The organism is Leptospira perolatii (assembly GCF_002811875.1).
Lineage (GTDB): Bacteria > Spirochaetota > Leptospiria > Leptospirales > Leptospiraceae > Leptospira_B > Leptospira_B perolatii.
This window is the reverse complement of record NZ_NPDZ01000004.1, coordinates 308,553-332,586: the sequence shown is the minus strand read 5'-3', so window position 1 is coordinate 332,586 and position 24,034 is coordinate 308,553. Positions and strand designations below refer to the sequence as shown.

Below are 24,034 nucleotides of genomic sequence, written 5' to 3'. Positions count from 1 at the left end.
ATATTTGGTTTTCCGGTTTTAATCTATAGTAGCGGTCGTTGTCGATTCCGCGAAAGGAAAGATTCGGTCCGAAGTAAGCATCCTCACAAGTGTGATTATAGACTACGTCTAGAATCACTTCTATTCCGGCATTGTGCAATGTCTTGACCATGATTTTGAAGTCTCTGACCACTTCGGATAGATATCCTTTTCGAGCGAATCGGATATCGGGTGCAAAATAAGAGAGAGTGTTATATCCCCAGTAATCGGTCAGGCCAAGAGAGAACAATCTTTGGCTATCCACATGTTGGTGAACTGGAAGGAGCTCCACCGCTGTTACGCCTAACTCTTTCAAATGACGTATGACTGGTTCCTTTCCGAATCCGGCAAAGGTGCCCCTAAGATCATCGGGGATCTCTGGATGCTTTGCTGTGAAGTTCTTTACGTGGACTTCGTAAATGATCGTTTCACTCCAAGGTATGCCTAATTGCGTATCGTTTCCCCAAGTAAAGCTTGTATCAACAACCTCTGACAAAGGTGCATATTGCGCGTTGTCTCTCGGGTCGATTTGCAAAATTTCTTCTTCGCTCACAAACCGAATATCTATGTCGCTTCTTTTGTAGGAAAATAAGGAAGGATGCCAAATGGGAGGTCTGGAAATTAATTTCGCATGTGGATCCGAAAGTACTTTATAAAAATTGAATCTATGTCCGCTCTTCGGGGAATAAGGTCCGTCTAGTCGGTACCCGTACAATTGACCGGGTCTTGCATCCGGAATATAACAATGCCAGACTTGGTCAGTCCTTTCAATGATTTGAATCCGATGAGATTCTTTCGTGCTTTGCAGGGTTGGAAAAAAACAAAGTTCAACTCGAGTTGCTCCTTCTGAATAGATCGCAAAGTTTACGCCCATTCCGTCCCAAGTAGCTCCGAGGGGGTATGGTTTTCCCGGTAGGATTCTCACCGATAAGCTCTCCTGTGTAAACAGCTTAGATCAAGAAGGCATATTCGCACATAAATATTTTTCCAAGTCATTTTCTTTCGGTGATTTTCAACTTTAAATCAATTTTTGCGCTTTAGTAAAACCGACTGCAAACAGAGTCGAGGTCATCCTTTTGATAAATGTCAAATGGCGAAAACATTTCAGACTATTTCTAAGGCAGTTTCGCTTGATTCGTTTAGCGCAGTTAGAGTAGGATGTAACCCTAACTTTCGACTCATTTTATCAGTGATAGGTGATGGTATGCTAGGGAAGCATGAGAAATTATGGAAACTTTATGATTTGGATCCAAAGATCGGTCTGCGCTCTTTTCGACTGAATTTTATTCGAAGGTTAGAATATGATGTAGGAAAATATAAGCGGAATACTAAGAACTCGGATATTTACCAAGCACTGGCTCTGACAATCCGCGATACCTTGATCAATCGTTGGAATGAAGTTCAGGAATCGTATCGGCTAAAAAAGACGAAAAGAATCTATTATATTTCTATGGAATTCCTAGTGGGGACTTTGCTCGAGAGCAATCTGGTCAATATCGGAATGAGAGAGATTGCTACCGGAGCTCTGATAGATTTTGGTTACGATCTAGAGATGATCGCAAAAGAAGAGCACGACGCTGCTTTGGGGAACGGGGGCTTAGGCCGTTTGGCGGCTTGCTTTCTCGAAAGTATGGCCACCTTGGATCTTCCGTCTCAAGGTTGCGGGATTCGTTACGAGTACGGAATTTTTCACCAGCAAATTCAAGATGGGTATCAAAAGGAAGCTCCGGACAACTGGTTGAGTCATGAAAACCCTTGGGAAATTTCAAGATTGGATCTTAGCTATCCAGTTCATTTTTATGGACACCTTAAAGATAAAGTTTCTCTGGATGGATCTAGCAAATGGATTTGGGTTCCGGGTGAAACAGTCATTGCTCAAGCTTACGATATGTTGGTTCCTGGGTTCAATACTAGAACAGTTACGAATCTAAGGCTTTGGAAAGCGAAGTCGGGAGAAGAATTCAATTTCGATTATTTTAACCATGGAGATTACCTAAGAGCAGTTGAGGATAAGGAGAAATCCGAAAACATCACCAAAGTACTTTATCCGAACGATAATATCCTACAAGGAAAAGAACTTCGTCTGAAGCAAGAGTATCTTTTGGTTAGCGCAACCTTACAGGATGCGATGAGAACTTTCCTAGAGGAAGAAGGAACCTGCTGGGAAAGATTTCCCGAAAGAGTTTTCTTTCAGCTGAATGATACTCATCCGACCTTGGCAATTCCAGAATGCATGAGGTTACTGATCGATAGACACGGATTGCAATGGGAAGAAGCTTGGTCGATCACAACGCAATGCTTTGGTTATACGAATCACACGATTATGCCGGAAGCATTAGAAACTTGGAGTATAGATTTATTCGGTTGGATCTTACCAAGGCACCTGGAAATTATTTATGCGATCAATTACAATTTCCTGGAAGGACTGAGAAAACGAGGAGTTTCCGAAGATGTGATCAAAAGATTATCCATCGTGGAAGAATCGACTCCTAAGAAAATTAGGATGGCCCACCTTGCAATTGTTGGTTCAAAAAAAGTGAACGGTGTGGCTCGAATCCATACGGAACTTATTAAGAAAAAACTTTTTCCGGAGTTTCATTCGATCTTTTCTCATAAGTTCGAAAATAAGACGAATGGAATCACCTATAGGAGATGGCTTCTTACCGCAAACCAGCGAATGTCTGAAGTAATTACGCGCAGGATCGGAAATAAATGGTACAGCGATTTATCCAAAATTTCTAAATTAGAGGAATTTTCTGCAGATCCGAGTTTTCAGAGAGAATGGATGATCACTCGGAAAGAGAATAAGGTTCGATTAGCAACCGTGATTCAGTCCAAATGTGATGTAACTGTGGATCCGAATTCTATGTTCGATGTGCATGTGAAGAGGATCCATGAATACAAGCGACAACATTTGAACGCACTCCGACTGATTCATGATTATTATAATATTAAGGAAAACCCTAGTCTGGACTATACTCCTAGAACTGTGATATTTGCGGGAAAAGCAGCACCGGGTTATTATCTCGCAAAGCTAATCATAAAGCTAATCCATTCTATTGCGGACGTAATTAACAATGACAAGCAGATCGGCGATCGACTCAAAGTTGTTTTCTTGCCGGATTATAGAGTGAGCCTCGCGGAGTTGATTTTTCCGGCCGCAGATTTATCGGAGCAAATTTCGACCGCCGGAACTGAGGCTTCGGGTACCGGAAACATGAAATTCATGTTAAACGGTGCCCTCACGATTGGAACGATGGATGGTGCGAACATTGAAATCTATGAGGAAGTGGGGGACCATAACATCTTTATCTTTGGAAAAACGATTGAGGAACTCGAAGAGCTGAAACGAGCAGGATATTTTCCGACTGGGATCTACGAATCGAATCCAATGGTTCGGACAGTCTTAGACGAGATCATGACTGGTAAATTTTATGGTGGAAAAAAAGATTTGTTTAAGGATATATTCCTTTCTTTGACAAAAGGCGGAGATCCTTACTTCTTATTAGCGGATTTCGAATCCTATTTATCGATTCAGGAAAAGGTCGCTATCGAATTCAAAGACAAGTTCAATTGGAACCGAAGAGCGATCATCAATATGGCCAGAAGCGGCAGGTTTTCCGCAGATCGAACCGTGCAAGAATACGCGAAAGAAATTTGGGAAATTTCTCCAGTTCGACAAAAAGAGCCACGAATCAAAGCTGTTTGAAGTCGTGGCTTTCCTGATAATTCAGCTAACGAATTTAGCGCTAATAGTTTGGTTCGGTTGCACTCGATAGCTGTAATCTTTTCGACTGGAAAGTCTTTGGCGAAAATCCTGAAGAACATTCATATAATAAATATATGCATCATAAGGAGAATTGTAAGGACTAAAATATTTATGCACGTCCCCATCGTTGAAGTATTTCGTGCACATATAGTAAAAGTGGTCCGAGGTTTGTAGTTTGCCGAAAATATCGAGCATGTCCTCATCGCAGAACGAATAGACCTTAGTTTCCAACTCATAAATAGACTCTAAAGCCTGTTTTTGCATAGAATTTCCCAGCCAAGCAGAAAGATCTCTTTCAGTATCTGCCCAGGAAACCGGCTCATGAGTATCTATATCTCCAACTGTCTCCGAGCGATTCGCCGCTTCTGAAACAGTTCTGAAATGAAAATCCGGGTGCTTGTTCATATGATCCGGAAGGTGTCTTAGAAAATCGAAGATACCGGAGGCCTCCCATTGGTGTTCTCCAAAAGTTTCAAAATCCATAAACAAATTAATCACCCTCGCGTTTCCAGCGCTGGAATGAACCCAGTTTGAAAATTTATCTGCGCTGAGCGGAAACTCTTTCCATGACTTTTCCGAAAATCGGAATGCAATGTCATCACTTAGTTTATAATTCTTTAATAGAATTTTCATTTCCGGTTCGTACTTTGCTTTATACAGGAAGTTTGGACTCCTCCAGCCCAATAATTTATCCGCTCCCTCCATCAACATCAATTTGTAACCCATTTTCTTGGTTAGATTCGCGATATGATTGGAGTAGATCAGCTCTGTATTACGAAACGCTTGAGGAATTATTCCGAATTCTCTGCGAATTAGATCTTTGTGTTGGGCGACCTGTCTCGAGAATTCTTTTTCGGAAAACAAGCTCGCCAAAGAGTGATAATAGGTTTCTGAAAGAAATTCGACGCAGCCTGTGTCCGCTAGTCTCTTAAACTGATCCAAAACTTCCGGATACCAGTGTCTGAATTGCTCGATCGCTGTTCCGGAAATCGAAAAAGTGACTTTAAATTCCTGTCCGTATTTTCTGATCAAATCTAAAAGTACTCGGGTCGTGGGGAGATAACACTTATCGCCCACTTTGCGTACCACCGCATAGTTCTTTTGATCGTCCAAATAGAACGGGTCTTTTCCGATCTGAAAAAAGCTGTAAGGTTTGATTCTGTACGGCTGGTGAACTTCAAAGTAAAAGCATACGGAAATCATAATATACTCCTGTAGGTTTCCAGAATTTTTTGGGCTGTTTCCTTCCAAGTGACTTTCAAAGCGTCGTCTTTTGCTTTTGAGCTCATTTCAGATCTGAGTGGTTTGTGTTTGAGAAATGAAATGAGTTTTTCGGCCAACGCGTCAGTATCCCAGTAGTCTATTTTTATACATTGTGATACTACTTCGCTTACTCCGCTTTGATTGGATAGAATGACTGGTAGATTATGCGACATCGCCTCTAAGGCGGTGAGCCCGAAGGGCTCCGAAACGGAAGGCATAATGTAGACTGTGCTCATTCCGTAGATTTTGTGGGCTTCTTCTTTATTTAAGAATCCTGTGTAATGAAAATATTTTCCTAGTCCCAGATCGGCTGCCAGCTCTATCATGGAATGATACAAGTCCCCGTGCCCAGCCATCACGAACTTTACGTTCTTGACTTCCTGGATTACTTTTTTAGCCGCCTCGATAAAGTAATTTGGACCTTTTTGAAAAGTGATTCGACCTAAAAATAAAACGATAGGGTCCTCAACTCCGCTTTCTTGAACGTCATTCTCCGGTGCCATCGCTTCTAAGTGTTCGGAAATTCCGTTATGAGCTACGAATATCTTATTTTGTAATATATTATATCTTCGTCTGATAATGTTTTTGGTATATTCACTTACTGTAATGATTGCGTCGCAAGAGTCGAAAGAGTTCCTTTCAATATCTTGAATGTATGGATTTCCGTTTTCCCCACATCTATCGTATTCGGTCGCGTGAACGTGTAGTACGACTGGCGCACCTGTAGTGTGCTTTGCGCTCAGCGCAGCGGGGAATGTCATCCAATCGTGAGCGTGGATAATATCCGGATTGAATTTTTTTGCGATTAACGAAGCAAAATATGCGTATCTGTGAATATCGCGAAAAACATCTGATCCGTAACCGCCTTTTAAGGAAGGAATCTTCTCTAGATTCTCTATGGAAGATTCTATGTTTGCTATGCCTTCCCCTACAGTCGCATACTGCAGTGCACGTTCAGAAAACTTGGATTGATAAGCTGAAAAAGAAAGACTTTGAGCAATGACTTCTGGAAACTCGGCTTCTTTCTCGAGTAGTAAGATCTTTTCTTCTGCGCTTAACAATTCCCATCCTTTATTAATGTCGATTAAATGAACTCCCTCGTGTGACTCTTCTCCTCCGTGCAGTTTGGGTACTAAGAACAGAATTTCATTGCCGGCATCCGCGAGATTCTGCGCGATCTCTTTGCACGCCACCCCCAGTCCGCCTGAGATATGCGGAGGGTACTCCCAGCCTATCATAAATATGCGAATATTTCTCATTGACTTCGATTGATTCTGAACATCCATTTCCTCTCGGAAAATTGAAGCGTCGCTTGGTGGATGTTACCTTTTGGGAAAGGATTATCACGTACGGATAAAGAATGGTCAAGGACGGTAAGGACGAAATGCGAAATGGCAATAGAAGAGGTGAATTTGCAGGATGAAATATTAGCTGAAAAATTGAGCAAACCGTAATGTGTTTTCTTTGCCGGCGAGTGCTAACGATTGAGCCTTTCCTAGCATTGCCATTAGCAATAACAGCTGTTAACTGCTATCGTACACTACGATGTATATAAAGAGAAGGATTATCAATGCGAAAGCAAGTTTGAAACTGTTTCAGATTCACCAAAGTAAAAGGAATGCTACATAATTTCGTGTGAATCGATGACCTTTCGAAATTCCAAGACAGGGATGATGTTGATAATAATCATTGGATATATCATGAAATTCGAATGTTCAAAGGTCACTTTTCTTAGTTGGATCAATGAATCCTAAAATTGTCCTCCTGCCGAGGACGGCGAAAGGTTGAAGCTATGAATTTCCTCATGATGATGGATCTTTTGCGCAGAAGAAGAACGCTAAGATCTCGAGAAAGTTGGAGTCGTGAAAAGCTGGACCAGTATAGAGCAGCCGGACTACGGGAGTTACGAGAATTCGCAACTAGCAAATCACCTTTCTATCGTAAGCTTCACTCTGGTTTAACTGAAAAACCCTTGGAGGAACTACCCGTTATCACCAAAAAAGATATGATGGAGAACTTTGACGATTTTGTTACGGACAGAAACGTGAAGTTAAGCGAAGTGGAATCCTATCTTTCCGATCTTAAATCAGATTCTAAATTTCTAAACAAATACTGGGTAAGCACAACTTCCGGAAGTACTGGGAAGAGGGGCATCATCCTTTCTGACTATAACGAGTGGATGAATGTAATCGCTTCTTATTCCAGAGCTAATGAATGGTCGGGTATTCGAGTGGATTTATTTCATCCTATGCGAATGGCCGTAGTTAGTTCGACCGCTCCTTGGCACCAGTCCGCCAGGGTTGGAATGACTGTGAAAAGTCCTTGGGTCCCTTCCATTCGCTTAAGCGCCGCGGAGCCACTGAGTGAAATCGTAGCCGGCTTGAACCAATTTCAACCGCAGAGTTTGATCGCCTACTCTTCGATGGTCCGAATTTTAGCCGTGGAGCAATTGGAGAAAAGGTTGAGTATTCATCCAAAGGCAGTAGTCAGTTCTTCGGAAGTTCTGACCGAAGAGACCCGAAAGTTGGCAACAAAAGCGTGGGGAATAGCGCCATTTAACGTTTATCCTGCCACTGAAACTGCAGGCTTAGGATGCGAATGTAAATTGCATACTGGATTGCATATGTTCGAAGACCTTGTCATCACGGAAGTAGTCGATGAGAATAATCGCCCCGTGGAGCCGGGGACGTTAGGTGCGAAGGTTTTGGTCAGTGTTCTTTTTTCTAGAACTCAACCCTTGATCCGATATGAAATGAGCGATCGAATTTGTGTGAGCGAAAAGATGTGCGATTGCGGAAGGCCTTTTCGATTAATTTCCAATATTGAAGGAAGAATGGAAGATATTTTTTCCATTCCAGGGAAAAGCGGAATCTTAAGAATACATCCGGTACTATTCCACAAAGTACTGGACAAAATTCCTGCGGGTGCCTGGCAGTTGAGACAGGAGAGGGACAGTATGCGCGTGTTAGTCGCCAGTCCAGCCTCGAACTTCAATGTAGATCTGATAAGAGAGGAATTGAGAAGTGCGTTAATGCAGGTCGGGGCGATCATACCCACAATTTCGATTGAAATCGTAGAATCCATTCCGAAGACGATTGCTGGAAAATCTCCGATTCTAGTACCTTATAAAGAAGTTGCAGCTAAGAGGCTATAGACCAAATATTCTGCGATCGTATGAATCTCTATTGAAATACAAGTTTTGCCTTTTTGGTCAGTTGTATGCATATGGATCCGAAAATCGCACATCCGATAGCCAAGAGCCAATCTTCTAGAGATAAACTGTAGAGCTTAAGAGCTTGCTCCAGTACCGGGACCGAGTTCACAATAAATAGCATAGCGACGCAGACGAACGTGGAGAGCCATAAATAACGATTTCGGATAATCTCCGAATGCCCAAACCTAGAATCCGACGATCCCATATTAAATGCATGAAATAGCTGCGCGAGAATCAAGGTGAAGAATAGTATATTATTACAAAGTGCAGGATTCCAATCCTCTGTATTGTGCAGAGTGAAATGGCTGATGAAAACGGACCCTAAAGAAGAGGCAGAAATGAAAAATGAATACACAAAAATAGTTTTCCATCTTCTTGCGTCTATGATCGCTTCATCAGAAGGCCTAGGGAGCCTGCTCATGATTCCGGGGCTTGCTTCGGTCACTCCTAATGCAAGTGCGGGTAGAACGTCGGTAATCAAATTAATAAAGAGGATCTGCAACGGAAATAATTGAAAGTGCAGATTCAAAATGGATGCTGTAGCAACTATAATTAATTCGCTAAGATTACAAGAGAGCAAATAGATTACGAATTTTCTAATATTGTCGAAAATCGCTCTCCCTTGCCGAATGGCTACCACGATCGAGGCAAAAGAATCGTCTTTAAGAATCATGTCCGCCGCATCTTGTGCGACCTGAGTTCCTCTTTCCCCCATCGCAATTCCTATATCGGCTTTTTTTAATGCAGGAGCATCGTTTACTCCGTCTCCTGTCATTCCTACTATATAGTGCTTTTCCTGCAAAACCGTGACTAAATCTAATTTTTGTTTGGGAGTAACCCTCGCGAAAATGCGTGATTGAATCCAGTCTGCTTTTTTCTCCTGAGATAAATCGCCAATGGATGGCATTTCGGATCCGATAATGATTTTGTCTTCGGAGGTTTTCGTGAGTCCTAAACGCGAAGCTATGTTCTTAGCCGTGGATGGATGATCTCCCGTGATCATCATCACTTTTATCCCTGCCGAGTCGCAATCTGCCAGAGCTGAAAATACTTCGGGTCTAGGAGGGTCGATCATCCCAAGCAATCCTAAAAGAACGAGGCCTTCTGTTTTTTCTGCGTTCGAGTCCTTCGTCTGTTTGTAGGCAATGCCTATTACTTTCATTCCCGATGAAGCCAAACGGTCCGCCTCGGAAAGCCAGCGGTTTAGGTCGGTATTGTTTAGTTGGCGTTCATTACTTTGAGAAAGAATAAAGGAACTCCTTTCAATAATCGATTCGGCCGCTCCTTTCACGAACATAGTGAAGCCTTCTTTATTCCCATGAATTGTCGCCATCATCTTTAGATCCGAATCGAAAGGCATTTCGGAAATCTTAGGGTTTTGATCTCTTACTTTTGAAATATCAAAACCAATTAATTTAGTAAATTTTAATAGTCCTGTTTCGAGCGGGTCTCCGATTTCATTTTCGGAGCCTGAATTGGAATCCAATTCTGCAGTATTGCACAAGATCGAGGCTTGCGCGATCAGATCTCTCACCCTTCCTTCAAACCCCTTCCATTCACCATCAAAGGTATAAACACCTTCGGATGTCACCAATTCCACTACTTCGATCTTGTTTTGAGTCAGTGTTCCGGTTTTGTCCGTGCAAATTACGTTAGTGCCGCCCAAGGTTTCGACGGCGGAAAGCTTCTTTACAATTACGTTATGTTTGGCCATTTTGAGCATACCTTGAGCCAAGGCTAAAGTTGCTACGATTGGAAGTCCTTCAGGGATTGCGGCTACTGCGAGCGCAATGGAGGTCTCGAGAGTTTCTAAGAAGTGCTGACCCGTCCATAGTCCGACAAAGAAAATTAAAATTACCAAGCCTACAGTAATTTGAATTAATCTTTTACTAAATTCGGAAAGCTTCTTCTCCAAGGGGGTGGCACCTGGCTTTGCAGATTGCAACATTTCTGCTATCTTTCCGATTTCTGTGTCCATTCCGGTATGAGTGACTACGGAAAAGCTATTTCCTTTTAGAATAAATGTCCCCTTGAATAACATATTCGATCTTTCTGCTAAGGGGAGATTGCTCGGTAAAAGATTGGTGTTCTTATCGCAAGGCGTAGATTCTCCGGTCAGAGCAGACTCGTCTGTTTGTAGTCTCGTGGATTCAAAGATTCGAGCATCTGCAGATACAATATCTCCAGCTTCGAAATATACGATATCCCCTGGGACAATTTCCTCCGAATCTAATTCTTGGATAAAGCCATCTCGTTTGGCCTTGCAGGTGATTCGAGTAAGCCTCTTCAATGCGTCCATGGATTTAGCAGCACGGAATTCCATGTAGAAACCAATCAAACCGTTGATAAGTATTACGACGAAAATGGCAAAGCCATCTAACCATTCTTTAAAATAGAATGATAGCGCGGTCGCGAATAACAAAAGATAGACGATCGGGCTCTGAAACTGGTCGAGCAAAATCAAAAAATTGCTTCTCTTTTTCTCCTCCCTGATTTTGTTTCTTCCGAATTTCTCTAGGCGACTCTTAGCGTTTTGAGAGCTCAGGCCTTCCTTTGAATCTGTATCAAAAAGTGTGAAAACCTCCTCCGCTTTTAAATTGTACATTCCATTTTCTTTAATTAGTTCGTTTGTCGATGTGGCGTTACTCATGTTTATTTAAACTTCCGTCCTGCTGTATGGATTTCCTGCTGCGGCCGATTTCCTAATTTCCACTCTTCTATCGCACAAAAAAGACAAGGTGCAATAAACAACGTAATCAAGCTAACGGTCATTCCTCCTACTGAGGGGATCGCCATCGGTTGCATTACATCCGATCCGCGTCCATTTGTTAGAAAGATAGGAGCCAAACCAAAGATAGTCGTGGAAATCGTCATGATACAGGGACGAATTCTTTTCACTCCGGCTTGCACGACGGCTTCTCTAACTGCTTTCACTGTAAGAATATTTTCTTTGTCAAAGATATCTTCGAGATAGCTAGAGATCACTACTGCATCGTCATCTACTACTCCAAAGAGTACCAAGAATCCCACCCAAACTGCAACGGAGAGATTGGCTCCCCATGCGGAAAGGAAAATGAAACCCCCGGAGACCGATACCAAAACCCCGAAATAAACAATGAATGCGATCCACTTCCTTTTGAATCCCGCATACAAAAGTAAAAACATAATCATCAGGCAGACGGGGATCACCAGCTTCATTGTGTTAGCTGCTCTTTGCTGATTTTCGAATTGACCGGACCATTCCCAAAAGCAACCTGCAGGAAGAGTTAAATGACCGGATTTTAAGGCGTCTTGCAAAGTCGCTTCCGCATCTTCTACAACGCTTATTTCGTCTCGGTCTCTCGTGTTCATGGTCACGTAACCGACAAGTAGACCTTTTTCTCCTTTTATTTCTTGGGGACCTAAAACGGTTCGAATCGAAACAAGTTGTGATAATGGGATCTGGGTTTTATTCATTCCGGAAACTAAAACCTTGCCTAGTTCCGGGATGTCTTCGCGGTAATCTCGCAAATATCTGACTCTTACAGGGTACCTTTCTCTTTCTTCCACCGTTTCGGTGATATTCATCCCTCCGATTCCTATTTCGATGGCATCTTGCACGTCTCGGATCGAGATTCCATACCTCGCGATTCTTTCTCTATCGATGACTAATTCTATATAAGGTTTTCCTACTATTCTATCAGCTACCACATCCGTAGCTCCAGGGACCTTTTTCAAAATCTCTTCGATTTGCAATCCAAGTGTTTCAATCTTCTTTAAATCCGTTCCGTAGATCTTGACTCCCATCATTGCACGAAATCCTGTCTGCAACATGATGAGTCTTGTTTGTATAGGTTGTAAGAAAGTGGGGATGACTCCAGGTATATTCGTTTTTGCTTGTATTTCTTCCAGTATTTCCTTTTTCGTGATTCGCCTGGAATCCGGAAATAGAAACCGGAAAGGGAATTGTAGGAACTTTGGCCAACTGGAGTAGAACCTTTCGATACTTACATTTCTCCATTCTGTTTCTGGCTTTAATGAGATAATCGATTCTATCATTCCGATCGGAGCAGGGTCTAGGGCGGAATCAGATCTGCCTAGTTTTCCTACGACCGATTCTACTTCCGGAATCGATGCAATGATTTCGTCCTGCTTTCTGTTGATATTGACCACTTCGGAAAGAGCAGTTTGGGGCAAAAGCGAAGGCATGTATAAGATGGAACCTTCGTCCAAAGGTGGCATGAATTCCCTTCCGATTCCTGGAAGTACTCTTGCCTCCGAGGTTACCTCCCAGCCTTCCGCTTTGTCTGCTTCTAGATCTTTAGGATCAGGTCTACGTAGATAGAAGTGGAATTTAGAGGATTTGTCGTGCTGATTCTGCAAAAAAGAAAACTTCATATAAGAAAGTTCTAATAAAGGTCTCTTGTATGGCTTATCGTGCGGTATGTACAAAGAATGCTTTAGTTCTGGGGAGGCCTCAGAAAAACTGAACAGGTTTACAAAAAGCTCCAAAGGTTTCAGAACGGTTCCTATACCGAGCCATACCGTTATGCCGCTGACCAGGATACCGAGTGGTAATACCATGAATCTCTTTTTGTTTTCTAAAACCCATCTCAGTGCCGGTTCATAGATTCTGATAATGAAACGAGAGGCATGATTTTTCTCTAAGGGAATGAATTCTTCGGTTAACGCGCGATATGTGAATAACCCTACAATCACTCCGGCCGTAAAGGAAGTTGTCCATCCAACACCCGTACCCGTCACGTACTGATTCAGAATCAATTTTACGGCCACGGTCACTAAGATCACAAGGGAGGACGAAAGGAGTAGAGCCCTCGACCTAGAAATCGAACGCGGCTTATAGAGTAGATAACAAAGAAAGGGAACTACCGTCAGCGCGAGTACGACCGAAGCGCCTATGGCAAAGGTTTTGGTGAACGCCAAAGGTTTGAACAACTTTCCTTCTTGGTCGGTCAAAAAGAAAACCGGGATAAAAGAAACGATCGTATTCGTCACCGCGGTTACGATCGCACCGGATACTTCCGCAGCTCCTTCGTAAACTTTTTCCAAGTGGGGTTTAGGATCATCCTTGTTCGTTACATGACGATAGATGTTTTCGGTCATGATGATTCCCATATCGCCGACGTCTCCGATCGCGATTGCCAATCCAGACAAGGACATGATATTCGAATCCACCCCGAAGAAATACATAAGGATAAAACATAACAATATGCTCAAAGGCAAAGTCGCGATCACCGAAAGAGAACTTTTGAAGTGCATTAGAAAAATTAAAATGATTGCTCCAGCAAGTAATGCCTCTTCGAATAAAGCCTCCTTTAAAGTGTCTAAAGTCTCTTCTACGATTTGAGTTCTATCATAGTATGGAACGATCTTAACTCGAGATTCAGTTCCGTTGCCCAAAGTTTTCTTGGGAAGCGCGTTTTGGATGGTAGATATTTTTGCTTTTACTCTTTCGATAACACGTAGCGGATTCTCCCCGTAACGCATTAATACGATTCCACCGACCGCCTCTTGTCCTCCTTTATCCAGGGATCCTCTTCTAAAGTCAGGCCCCAAGGAAACGGTTGCAACATTCTTAATATAGATTGGAACGCCTTCCATCTCTTTTAGAACGATGTTTTCTATATCTGAAATCGACTTTATGAAACCGACCCCTCGAATGAAATATTCGATTCCATTTTTCTCGATTACCTTTGCTCCGACGTCTATATTCGACTTCATTACGGCTTCATAAAGGTCTACATGAGAGACTCCGAATACTCTAAGCTTCTCGGGATCTACATCGATTTGGTATTGTTTGACGAATCCTCCGATAGAAGCAACTTCGGACACTCCTTCTACGGAATTCAATTGATAACGAATAAACCAATCTTGTGCTGATCGAAGTTCCGCTAAATCATAGCCTTCTCCTTCGACAGTGTACCAGAATACTTGTCCTAGCGCTGTAGCGTCCGGACCAAGTACAGGAACCACTCCGGAGGGTAATCTTTGCTGAGCGACATTGATTCTTTCTATGACTCGAGATCGAGCCCAGTAATAATCGAATTCCTCTTTGAATACTACGAAAACCATGGAAAACCCGAACCCTGACATGGAGCGGATATTTTTTACTCCTGGTGTTCCGCTCAAACTGATCGTCAGTGGATATGTGACCTGATTGTCGATGTCTTGGGGCGAGCGTCCGGGCCAGTCCGCAAATACGATAACTTGTTTTTCTCCGATATCCGGAATGGCGTCTACGGGAGTTTTGGAAATGGAATAAAGTCCAAAAAACACAATTCCTATAATAGCGATTGTTATGATGAATCCATTCTCGATACAAAATCGAATGAGTCTATTAACCATAATAAAACCTCTTTCGACCTTAGTGTGAATGGACCTTGACGGGAGTAGCTGTCTCTTTTTCGTTCATCATGCTCGGAAGCCCGTTAATCTGAAACTGGCTATCTAAAAGAAATCCACCTTTGATTACGACCGTTTCCCCTTCCGTAAGTCCGCTCAGAACAGGATAAAATTCTCCAGCTTTGGGACCGACTACAATGGGCCTTGCGCTGTAGATCCCTTTTTCTTTTTCTACATAGACAACTTTTCTTAATCCGCTATCTAAGACTGCTTGCGTAGGGACTGCTAAAGAAAGCCGTTCCGCTTTGGAAGATCTTCCGCTATCGAAGGCAGGAATCTGAATTAAGTCCATCCCGCAAATCGGGCAGGTCCCAGGCTTAGCCTTAATCACTGTCGGGTGAAGCGGACAAGTATATTTTCCTTCTAGTCCGGAGGGTGCAGGAGTTCCATCAGAAAGAATGGTCACTTCGATTCTTGCGTGCACGAACATTCCCGGTTTTAGCTTTAAGTTTCGATTATCAACGTTTGCTAATACTCTAAGAGTTCTCGTCTCTTCGTTTAATTCGGGACGAGCAAACCAAATTCTAGCGCGAAATTTTTCGTTTGGAAACGCATCCGCGACCAATTCTACTGCCTGGCCGTACCGTATTAGGGGATACTCGTTTTCGTACAGCTCCAGATACACCCAAACGGATTCCAAATTCGCAAGTTTATAAAGAGCATCTCCGGTTTTGATCGTCCCTTTTTCTAAAATTGATTTTTCTAGAACGATTCCTTTTACCGGAGATCGTATCGTAATTCGTTCCTGGACTGTCTTGGATTCTTGGAGTTGTGCAATTTGCGCTTCAGTCAATCCATAACGTAAAAGTTTTGTCTTTGCAGAACTCATTAACCCGGAAAGAGAATCGACTTCTTGAGCGAGTAAGAATTCTCTTTCTGCCAAAATCAATTCGGGGCTGTAAACATCTAGAATATGATCGCCTTTATTGATTGGAAGTCCCACATAGTTGACGTACAATTTTTCCGCGTATCCATCAAAGCGACTTGTAATCACCGAAATCGACTCTTCGTTTACTTGCACTTTGCCGACTGCTTCGATTTTTGTCGCAAGTTCCATTCGTTTCACTTGCGTAGTTTGTAAGTCCAGCTTGTTCATCTGATTGTCAGATAATTGCATTTCTCCTGCTTGAAGGTCAGCATGGTTGGAATGTTCCGAATGTTCGGAATGACCCAGGTGTTCGGACTGGCCGCCGCTCGAATCTTTACATTCAAAAAAATGAATGAACAGAAATAAAATTATTAAGAAAAAAGTAAAAGTTTTTCTCTGATTTGAATTCATCATTGCCTTAGAACCCTTTCATCGATCTTTCCAAGAGGAATTCCCATAAGAAGGTGTTTGATTTCTGCGATCAGGATTTCTCTTTCTACTTCCAATTCCACTTCCGAAATCTGGAGTTCTAGTACTTCCCGTTGGATCGTCAAAAGAGTGATAAAATCGATTTTATTTGCAGAGTATCCGCTTAGGCCCACTTCCAAAGTTTTCTCTAATTTTGGTAGGAAATCAATTTTTAAAGAGTTCAATCCCCTCTCGATCTCGCGGTAGGAATACAATTTTTCGGCGAAATCTACCGCGAGCTGGATCGATTCTTTTTTGTACTTACTTTTGGCACCTTCTTTTGCCGAGGCTGCGGATTCAATCATTGCTTCGATTTTTTCTCGCCAAATCGGTAGAGTTACAAAGCCGACAGGGCGAAACATGGTAGGTCGAACCGCAAAATCTGTCATTAAGCCTACTGCAAAATCCGGAACTTTAGATTTATTAGCTAATTCTAATGCCTTTTCTGCCATTTTTAATTCGGCTTCCATTTGTTTTAAAGACGGATTATTCTCGAAAGCGACTTCGTATATTTGCGCTGATTCGAAAAATTCCGATCTAGAAAATGTGTAATCAGGCATTGTAGATTTATCTTTCTGTGGATCCAATCCCAGTGAGGCGCTCCACGCCGAGAGCAAAGGATTTTTAGAATCTTCAAGATTACGAATTTCTAATTTTATTCTGGATTGCTCCACTTGCGATCTAAGAGCGTCGATTAGCGTTAGGCGTCCGACTTCGAATCCTGCACGAGAGATCTTTTCTACATCCCCGAGAATTCTAAGAGTGGTTTGGTGAATTGCGATCTTACGCGAGATCATATGGTATCTATAGTAGATCTCGAACAGAGAATGGAGAGCGTTCAGGACGGTTCTTCTGAAACGATAATAATTTGCGTCGGCTTCCGCCAAGGATACGTCTCGCCTTAAGACTCGTTTTCCAGGACCGAAAATGTCGAACATCAGACCGGGCATAAAAGACATTACCATCGTCTTAATATCCGCCTGAAACGTGAGCCGCGGATCCTCTAGGCTGCTCTCTACTTTCGATTTAAAATAAGAACCTTTCCATTCGTAATAAGCGGCAGCGACTTCGGGCTGATTGGAGACTCCGAGTTCCAAATAGTCTTGCAAGGGGCTTTCTTTTGTAAGTGCCTCAATTCGTTTTTTAACATCGACTTCAAAATTTCGGCCTACTTCCCGTACATTCTTTTGAGAAGACTTGAATTCAGGAGAAGATTCAGGAAGGGAGCAGGTCCAGAAAAAGAATAGGAGAAGACCTAGTAGAGTCTGCTTCATATTATTCGCCTATTCCTTGTTTGGAGGTCCCGAACATCCATTCAATTGGACTATATTTTAGTTTTTGGTCAAATAGATTCGTGATTTTGAGACACCATCTCCCTTGTGATAATTGTCAAAACTTCCTTAGAAGAATTTGGAATTTTGAAATATTAAACGACTAACGCGCGCAGAGCCGCCCCATTGTCTCTTCGCCCAATCAGTTTGGTTTTGGTCGATGTACTTCTCTGCTTTTGAAATGGGAACGAAACCTCATTTGGAGGAATCAAGCCATTTTGCTCAAATTGCAGATTTTCATTATAATCCCACTCCAATTTCTCTTCGTATCTGCGTGATTCGCAAGAGTTAAATATTCAAAATTTAGGTAACAGGATTTAGATTAAATGAATCAGAAAAAGATAATATTCCTTCTTTCGATAATTTTGGGAACGACCTTCGCTGCTTTTTCGCTTTCTGCGGATGCCAATAAGGATCTACTGGATGCGGCCTGGAAAGCGGATTTGATAAAAATAAAGTCGGCGATTTCAAAGGGAGCGAGTCCTAACACAAAGGATGAATTTGGCAAAACTCCTTTGCACTACACGGTTACGAGTACCAAGACGGAAGTCACTAAATACCTTCTCGAGAAAGGAGCCAATATCAATGCAAAAGATAAGGACGGAGAAACTCCTTTAATGACAGCAGCTTGGATAGAAGTCGTGAACCTACTCTTGGAAAAAGGAGCAGATGTAAAGGCAAAGGATAATGAAGATAGGGATGCAGTTATATATCATTCCGATAGAAGTACCACTTCCTTAGATATTATAAAAGCATTGGAAGCAAAGGGTGCATCTTTGAAAGTGAAGGGCAAGAATGGAAAAACTCCACTTATGCTTGCTTGCAAAAATGATTCGGTAGATATAATCCATTACCTTCTCGACAAAGGTTTGGACGTAACCGCAAAAGATAGTGAAGGAACTACCGTCTTGATGTACGCAGCTTCCGGACCAAGTGCACCAGAGCTGATCGAGCTCCTTTTGAAAAAAGGAGCTGATAAAAAAGTTAAGAATGAAGCAGGAAAGACTGCTTTCGATTTGGCTAAATCGGAGCGTACGGCTACATTTGAACCCTATATAAAATATAAGGAAGAAGTAATGAAGCTCTTGAAGTAGTCAGACGGTCAGCCGCCCAAATCCTTTTCCAGAACTAAAATATCCCGATCTCCCGGAATATTCTTTGGGCGATATTCTTTATAGGATTGAATTGCTTCGAGAGTTTTGGAGCGGAACAGGCTTGCTTCCGGAGTCATATTGGACGTCTGGGCACCAGAAACCATGGATTGAAATTTTTTTCCGTACAAAAGAGCATTCAATTTATGGAATCTATAGTCCGTCAGGGAAAACCTGCTCGCTTCTTTTAGCAATTTTTCGGAAATCTCCCACGCTTTCTCTTGCCTGTTTCTCATGGAAGATGCGGCGTCCACATTCTCAGATGAAGTAGCGCCTGTTTTTTTAGGCGCATAACTTAAGTAAAGTTGCAAGTAGGATTCCGCACTTCGAATTAGTAATTCATAATCTTCTTTAGCTACCTGAAATCCGACCCGAGCCACTTCTTGTGCTCTTTCTAATTCTAGCGGAACTGGATTACCTTTTTTGAAACTAGGCGCTTGCTGTGATTTGCAGTTCAAGAAGGAAACGTATTCACGTGCAAATCGTATTATACTTTGCTCAGAATCGAATCTGGCTCTTTTTTCCCAGGCCGAAGCAAACTCCGCGCCTGCGCTCATCGGTAATATTCCGGAGCAGGTTCCGATCTCGGAGTCAGCTTCTTTTAGATACAATAAACCCAGTTGAAAATGTGCATCAGGAGAAGATGGATCGAGCCGAATCGCTTTTCGGTACGCTTGGATTGCTTCCGGTATTTCGTTTCGATTCCAATGATAATCGCCTTTTTTCCGTTCGACGAGAGCTGGTCCGGATTGTTCCGAGATCAGAGGAATGGCTACCGAGAGGATCTTTTCTTTTGCCATGCTAAGAAATCCGATTCCTCTTAATTGTTTTCCTATGAATGCTGTTTGAAATACGGACTTTACTTCTATCTGTCCTACAATGTTTCCGTCCTTGTAAGTATTGTGGTCGAAATCCTTTTCGATTAAATACAAGATTTGCCCGGGACGTATTCCAGGATCATAATTTACTTTTACGGTTACGATATCCGGACGAGTATCATAGCCTATATCCACATTCTTGTATTTTCCTTCGTATTCGACCGGTTTTACTTTGTCGAACATCATGGTTTCCCCGATGAGGATCATTTTCTCTTTGCGAGGATTATTATCTATCTTGGAATTTTTGGGCATTCCGATATCGCGGAATGCGTAGATGACTTCTTTGGAAAAAATAGGAGAACAGAAAAGCGCAATCGATATTGCGAAGAATATCTGACGCAGACAAGAGACCATAGTACGAGTTTCGACCTAAACTCGCAGGTTCTCCAGTTCTATTTTGCACGGATTTTAGGGGAAGTTCTCAGCGACCAGGTTATCGAAGGTTTTAAGAATTGGATATGTATGCTCCGGCTGCGGTTTATTTCCCGGCCGATCGAGTATATACGGCAAGATCCCGGCCTTTTGAGCTGCATCCGCTTCTTCTTTGATATCGGTAAAAAAGGCGATTTCACCGGGAGAGACCAGCATTTGTTCCGCGATTTTAAGATAGCTTTCCGACTCCCGTTTTCCGCCCACCGAGGTGTCAAAATATCGTTCGAAGTATTTGGTCAGATCTCCTGCTTCGCAATATTTGTAGATGAGCACTTGAGCTTCGGTGCTTCCAGAGGAATAGACAGCCAGTCGTTTTCCATTTTTCTTTAGCACTTCTAGAAAGTGAGGAACATCGGAAAAGATGGTACTTTTGAGTTCTCCGGATTCGTACCCGGATTTCCATATTCTACCTTGGACCTCCTTTAGAGCACCAAGCTTTCTGTCTTTGGTTACCAGGAATTCGCAAAAGTCTGCAAGTGAGTTCGGGTTGTTTTGAACCGGCTTCGCATAATCTGGTTCATTCTGCGAAGCGCGGATCAATTCCTCGGCGAGCTCCGGTTCTATTCCCGGAGATACAAAGTAAGAATGAAATCTCTTGGTCGAATAAGGAAACAAAACTTTGTGAACAAACTCGATCGGTGTAGTGGTACCTTCTATATCAAATAAAAATACTTTTGCGTCTATCTCGGGCACTTAAGCGCTCCTGCGAATCCTTGCTGCTTCTTCCGACAGGATTTTATGTACGCTCAACTCGTCCTGTCTAAAATTCTTCAGGATGATGAGCCAGAGCAATCCACAGGGAATCCAAAACAGAAGCGACCAAGTGAATGCCATAGTCCTATTGTCGATAAAGGTCAATAGCACCGCGGCCAATGCAGGACCTAAACCGCGACCCAAGTCGTCAGTTAAGTTATAAAGCGCGAACATCGTAGATCTATTTTTAGGAGGATTCACGTTTATAATCAAAGCGCGAACGTTCGGTCCGGTTACGGAGATAATCATTCCAGTAACGATATTGACTAAAACGAATAACGGCGATTTTGCGATCGAGTCCGCGTGTAAAAGGTAAATTGTCGGAAATACTCCCAGTAAGATCATCGATGCGCAAAAAATAGGAAGATAAGACTTGTTCTTATCGTATAATTTTTGCCCTAGAATCCCACCAAAGAAAGTTCCGATGAAGATTCCTACTGCTGCAAACGTGACCAGGGCAGCGGCGTTGTCTTTTGGCATATGATAATTGAATTCATAATAGTCATTCAAATAGACAAAGAATACTCCCCAAGGAACGCATCCCGGAATTCCCTGCAGAAAAATTCCAATATTCGTTTTGTTCGAGAAGAGTAGCTTTATATCTTTCCAACCTAACCGAACTTCTGACTCAGGGATTTCAGAAGCGATTCCGGCCCATTCTTTTTCACTTGCGCCTCTTACAGGTTCTTTGCAAAAGATCGCGTAGATCGCCATAAACGCAAAGGAAGGAGCGGCCATATAAATAAAACTCAATCTCCAGCCATTGATCGGATCTGCGGCGCCTAAGTTTCCTCCGACGAGTTGGCCGATTCCGATTCCTAAGCCCATCGCGAGAGATAGATAACCAGCGGCAGTAGATCTGGACTTATCGGAAAAATAGTCGCCTAACATGGAAAATAGAAGTGGGAAAGCACCTCCAAGTCCGAATCCGGTCAATGTTCTGAGTATTAGGAATTCATTGTAGTTCGTAGCAAGGCCCGAGAGCATACACGGAATCTCTCCGAGAAATACGGTGCCGACGATCAGAACTTTTCTGGAATACCTTTGCGTTAGATATCCCATGTTAACTGAAATGAAACCACCGAGGATGAAAAAGAAGATAGGAATCTCCCCTCCGAACTTCCAGTCGATCGTAGACTGCTCAATGATTCCGAAAGAATGAGCAATATTACGCAGATTCGGAGCGATTAGGTTTTGGTCCGCGAATAGAAAGAATGCCATTCCAAGAATCATCCAGAAAGCCAAGATGGCGTTTGCTCCCTGTGTCGATAGTTCGCCTAAGCCGAAATAGTACAGATAACCTTTTTTGGGTTCTACCTTGGACATCCGAAATCCTCTCAATTCTCTATGTATTGAAAGAGACAAGTTCGATGATTGGAACGAAACCGCAAGGAAAATGTTGAACGGCTCTAATTAATAATTACTTGACCCTTTGTTCTTGGATGAATAGGGTCAGTCGGAAATTGGGATGAAAGCCCATGCCATATTTCGGAGTCCTTATAGATGGCTTATCAACACAAAGAATTCTTTATTCGATCTTCTCGTGATAATACAAAGCTTTATTGCCAAGCATGGATAAAGCCCGGAGCCCATCGAGTCATCGTCGTCCAACACGGGTTCGGTGAACATAGCGGACGCTACTCTAACATTCTCGATTATTTCAAGGACAGTGACGTGAATTTCTATGCTATGGATCTGCGCGGACACGGCAAATCGGAAGGGAAAAGGGGCCATGCGGACTCTTTCGATCTATATGTAGACGATCTTGCTCATTTTATCCGAGAAGTAAGAAAACGAGAGCATAAGGAAAAGATATTTTTGGTCGGGCATTCTATGGGAGGAGTCGTATCAATTCGGTATGCTCTTGAAGGAATTAATCAAGATTACCTGTATGCGTTGGTTACAACTGCTGCTGCGTTGAAAATCCCGACCAATCCGTTTCAGAAATTTCAAATTTCGCTCGCCGGTTTTTTACGCAAGCTTTCTCCGGCGACCACTCTGGATGCAAATTTGAATCTAAGTTTGCTAAGTCGAGACCAAGAAGTAGTAAAAGCGTATGCTGAGGACCCACTTGTGCATGGTAAAATATCCCTTTCTATGGGGTACGAGTTGTTTCAGCAAGGAAAGATCGCAAACAAGAAAGCAGGGATATTGCGCACGCCGATATTGATTTTGCACGGGCAAAAGGATGGAATTTCAGATCCTTCGGGGAGTTTAGAGTTTTATAATCATCTAATATATAAAAACAAAAGAATGAAAACGTATCCGGGGTGCTTTCATGAACTAATGAATGAACTATCTCCGGATAAGGAACTCGTGCTGAAAGATATCAAGGACTTTATAGATTCTCTCGTTTCGGAAAAGTCCGGACCAAAGAAAGCGGCGAAGAAAAAGAAGCCCGCTCCTAAGAAAAAAGCACCTTCCAAAAAGAAATAAGACCCTGCGGGAAAGCTTGAAGTCGCTGTAGGAGTTCCTACGGGCAACCAAGAGAAAATACCGTTTGTAAAAATCGAATTTTTGTGAAAAAGCGGTTCGGTACTTCCGCCACACCGGCCCCCACCCTAAAGAGGGTGGGGCCCTCAAAAATCTGCAATCGAGCACGACTAACCAGCTCCCAGATTACCTTGGTACCAGAGCCAAAAGTAGATTTGACCTAACGCTTTTCCGTAGCGAACAAAGCTCACTTCTTTTAAAGTTGGATTCGCCTTCTCCCTGAATGATCATTCCTGGTGTATTGTAGCGGGTGATACAGTAAAATTTCCGTCGTTCCTTAATTCAGAGTAGGGAATGAAATTTGTTTATCTAGCAATTTCACTGTCTTTTAATGGAAAAAAATTTCTATTTATTAGAAAATACCGAAGGAGAGTAAATTTCCTTTTGTTATTTATTTAGAGGTTAGTGGAATGAACCGCCGTTTCGTTTGGATATTCGTAGTCCTTGCTATGATAAATTGCAATAAAGCCAAGGCGCTGGATATAGATGCCTCCAAAAGCCCGATCGGGTTACTTTTTGATTTTGCGCTAGCAAACTTTTCTGTCGGACCTCAGTTGATGGCGGTCGGCGACAATTGCTCTTATCTTTCTTCGGATGACGGAGTGAATTGGACTATTTTACAAGGTGCCCAAACCCCATTTCCAGGTTGCAGCGGTGGTTCTATTTATGATCTTGCTTTTGGAAATGGAGTGTATGTTGCTGTAGGAACTCTTACCGCAAGCTACAGTACGCGCTCTAATAACTGTGGGATTGGGTAAGAACAACCGATGACGGAGCAAGCTGGTCAACATCTGCAACAATGAATGGTTGCACAAGGACGGACTGGGCAGATGCAGCTTATAATGCCACCTTAGACTTGTTTGTCGCAGTTGGAAAGGATGTGTCAGGGATGATCGGGAGTGCGCACTCGCCTAGTACTGCAGCCGACTGGCAGCTAACTAACACCGGTCTAAGCGGCAGGATCCACGCGATTATTTCAAAATAGTTTTTTCTT

16 protein-coding genes are annotated in these 24,034 nt (G+C 42.6%); 6 read left to right on the top strand and 10 right to left on the bottom strand.

Features of this window, described 5'->3' with window-relative positions; all coding sequences use genetic code 11:
• Positions 1-943: alpha-amylase family glycosyl hydrolase (locus tag CH373_RS09280; RefSeq protein WP_243393332.1), on the bottom strand; the 943-nt coding region annotated here is incomplete at its 3' end.
• A 279-nt stretch (positions 944-1,222) separates the two neighbouring features.
• On the opposite strand from CH373_RS09280, the gene CH373_RS09275 reads away from it, so the two are divergent.
• Positions 1,223-3,727 carry a glycogen/starch/alpha-glucan phosphorylase gene (locus CH373_RS09275; RefSeq protein ID WP_100713990.1) on the top strand — a complete coding sequence of 835 codons (2,505 nt, stop codon included), beginning with the start codon at positions 1,223-1,225 and terminating at the stop codon, positions 3,725-3,727.
• A gap of 21 nt (positions 3,728-3,748) precedes the next feature.
• Here the strand turns inward: CH373_RS09275 and CH373_RS09270 are convergent, their stop codons facing one another.
• Both CH373_RS09270 and CH373_RS09265 read right to left on the bottom strand, forming a co-directional pair.
• Entirely contained in the window at positions 3,749-4,990 is a 1,242-nt protein-coding gene (locus tag CH373_RS09270) for a glycoside hydrolase family 57 protein (protein WP_100713963.1), read from the bottom strand.
• Complete coding sequence (locus CH373_RS09265; protein WP_100713962.1) at positions 4,987-6,309, bottom strand: glycosyltransferase family 4 protein; 1,323 nt, start codon at positions 6,307-6,309, stop codon at positions 4,987-4,989. The genes CH373_RS09270 and CH373_RS09265 overlap by 4 nt, the downstream gene beginning before the upstream one ends.
• 533 nt (positions 6,310-6,842) lie before the next feature.
• Here CH373_RS09265 and CH373_RS09260 point away from each other — a divergent pair.
• Entirely contained in the window at positions 6,843-8,204 is a 1,362-nt protein-coding gene (locus CH373_RS09260) for a phenylacetate--CoA ligase family protein (RefSeq protein ID WP_100713961.1), read from the top strand.
• Between the two features lie 28 nt (positions 8,205-8,232).
• Here CH373_RS09260 and CH373_RS09255 read toward each other — a convergent pair whose 3' ends face one another.
• The 4 genes from CH373_RS09255 to CH373_RS09240 form a co-directional block, all read right to left on the bottom strand.
• Complete coding sequence (locus tag CH373_RS09255) at positions 8,233-10,914, bottom strand: cation-translocating P-type ATPase (protein WP_100713960.1); 2,682 nt, start codon at positions 10,912-10,914, stop codon at positions 8,233-8,235.
• 2 nt (positions 10,915-10,916) lie between these two features.
• Positions 10,917-14,609 (bottom strand): efflux RND transporter permease subunit, encoded by a 3,693-nt coding sequence (locus tag CH373_RS09250; protein ID WP_100713959.1) that lies wholly within the window; start codon positions 14,607-14,609, stop codon positions 10,917-10,919.
• Positions 14,610-14,628: 19 nt separating this feature from the next.
• Positions 14,629-15,783: a heavy metal-binding domain-containing protein gene (locus CH373_RS09245; RefSeq protein WP_243393330.1), complete on the bottom strand. Its 1,155-nt coding sequence runs from the start codon at positions 15,781-15,783 to the stop codon at positions 14,629-14,631.
• Positions 15,784-15,944: 161 nt separating this feature from the next.
• Positions 15,945-17,276 carry a TolC family protein gene (locus CH373_RS09240; protein WP_100713957.1) on the bottom strand — a complete coding sequence of 444 codons (1,332 nt, stop codon included), beginning with the start codon at positions 17,274-17,276 and terminating at the stop codon, positions 15,945-15,947.
• 383 nt (positions 17,277-17,659) lie between these two features.
• Here CH373_RS09240 and CH373_RS09235 point away from each other — a divergent pair, with 383 nt between their 5' ends.
• Positions 17,660-18,427, top strand: coding sequence for an ankyrin repeat domain-containing protein (locus CH373_RS09235; RefSeq protein WP_100713956.1), 768 nt, complete (start codon positions 17,660-17,662; stop codon positions 18,425-18,427).
• An 8-nt stretch (positions 18,428-18,435) separates the two neighbouring features.
• Here CH373_RS09235 and CH373_RS09230 read toward each other — a convergent pair whose 3' ends face one another.
• Genes CH373_RS09230 through CH373_RS09220 form a run of 3 tightly spaced genes read right to left on the bottom strand, consistent with a single transcriptional unit; the run spans position 18,436 to position 21,873 of the window.
• Positions 18,436-19,716: a tetratricopeptide repeat protein gene (locus CH373_RS09230; RefSeq protein ID WP_100713955.1), complete on the bottom strand. Its 1,281-nt coding sequence runs from the start codon at positions 19,714-19,716 to the stop codon at positions 18,436-18,438.
• Positions 19,717-19,770: 54 nt separating this feature from the next.
• On the bottom strand, positions 19,771-20,478 hold the full coding sequence (mtnC, locus tag CH373_RS09225; RefSeq protein ID WP_100713989.1) for an acireductone synthase: 708 nt from the start codon (positions 20,476-20,478) through the stop codon (positions 19,771-19,773).
• Positions 20,479-20,487: 9 nt separating this feature from the next.
• Positions 20,488-21,873, bottom strand: a complete 1,386-nt coding sequence (locus tag CH373_RS09220; protein WP_100713954.1) for an MFS transporter — start codon at positions 21,871-21,873, stop codon at positions 20,488-20,490.
• Positions 21,874-22,050: 177 nt separating this feature from the next.
• Between CH373_RS09220 and CH373_RS09215 the strand changes: the two genes are divergently transcribed.
• The 3 genes from CH373_RS09215 to CH373_RS18745 all read left to right on the top strand — a co-directional run bounded on the left by CH373_RS09215 (position 22,051) and on the right by CH373_RS18745 (position 24,025).
• On the top strand, positions 22,051-22,983 hold the full coding sequence (locus CH373_RS09215; protein WP_100713953.1) for an alpha/beta hydrolase: 933 nt from the start codon (positions 22,051-22,053) through the stop codon (positions 22,981-22,983).
• 467 nt (positions 22,984-23,450) lie between these two features.
• The gene (locus CH373_RS09210) at positions 23,451-23,798 is read left to right on the top strand and encodes a hypothetical protein (RefSeq protein WP_125169982.1); all 348 of its coding nucleotides are present in this window, start codon (positions 23,451-23,453) and stop codon (positions 23,796-23,798) included.
• Between the two features lie 41 nt (positions 23,799-23,839).
• Positions 23,840-24,025: a hypothetical protein gene (locus CH373_RS18745; RefSeq protein WP_100713951.1), complete on the top strand. Its 186-nt coding sequence runs from the start codon at positions 23,840-23,842 to the stop codon at positions 24,023-24,025.
• The last annotated feature ends 9 nt before the right edge of the window (positions 24,026-24,034 follow it).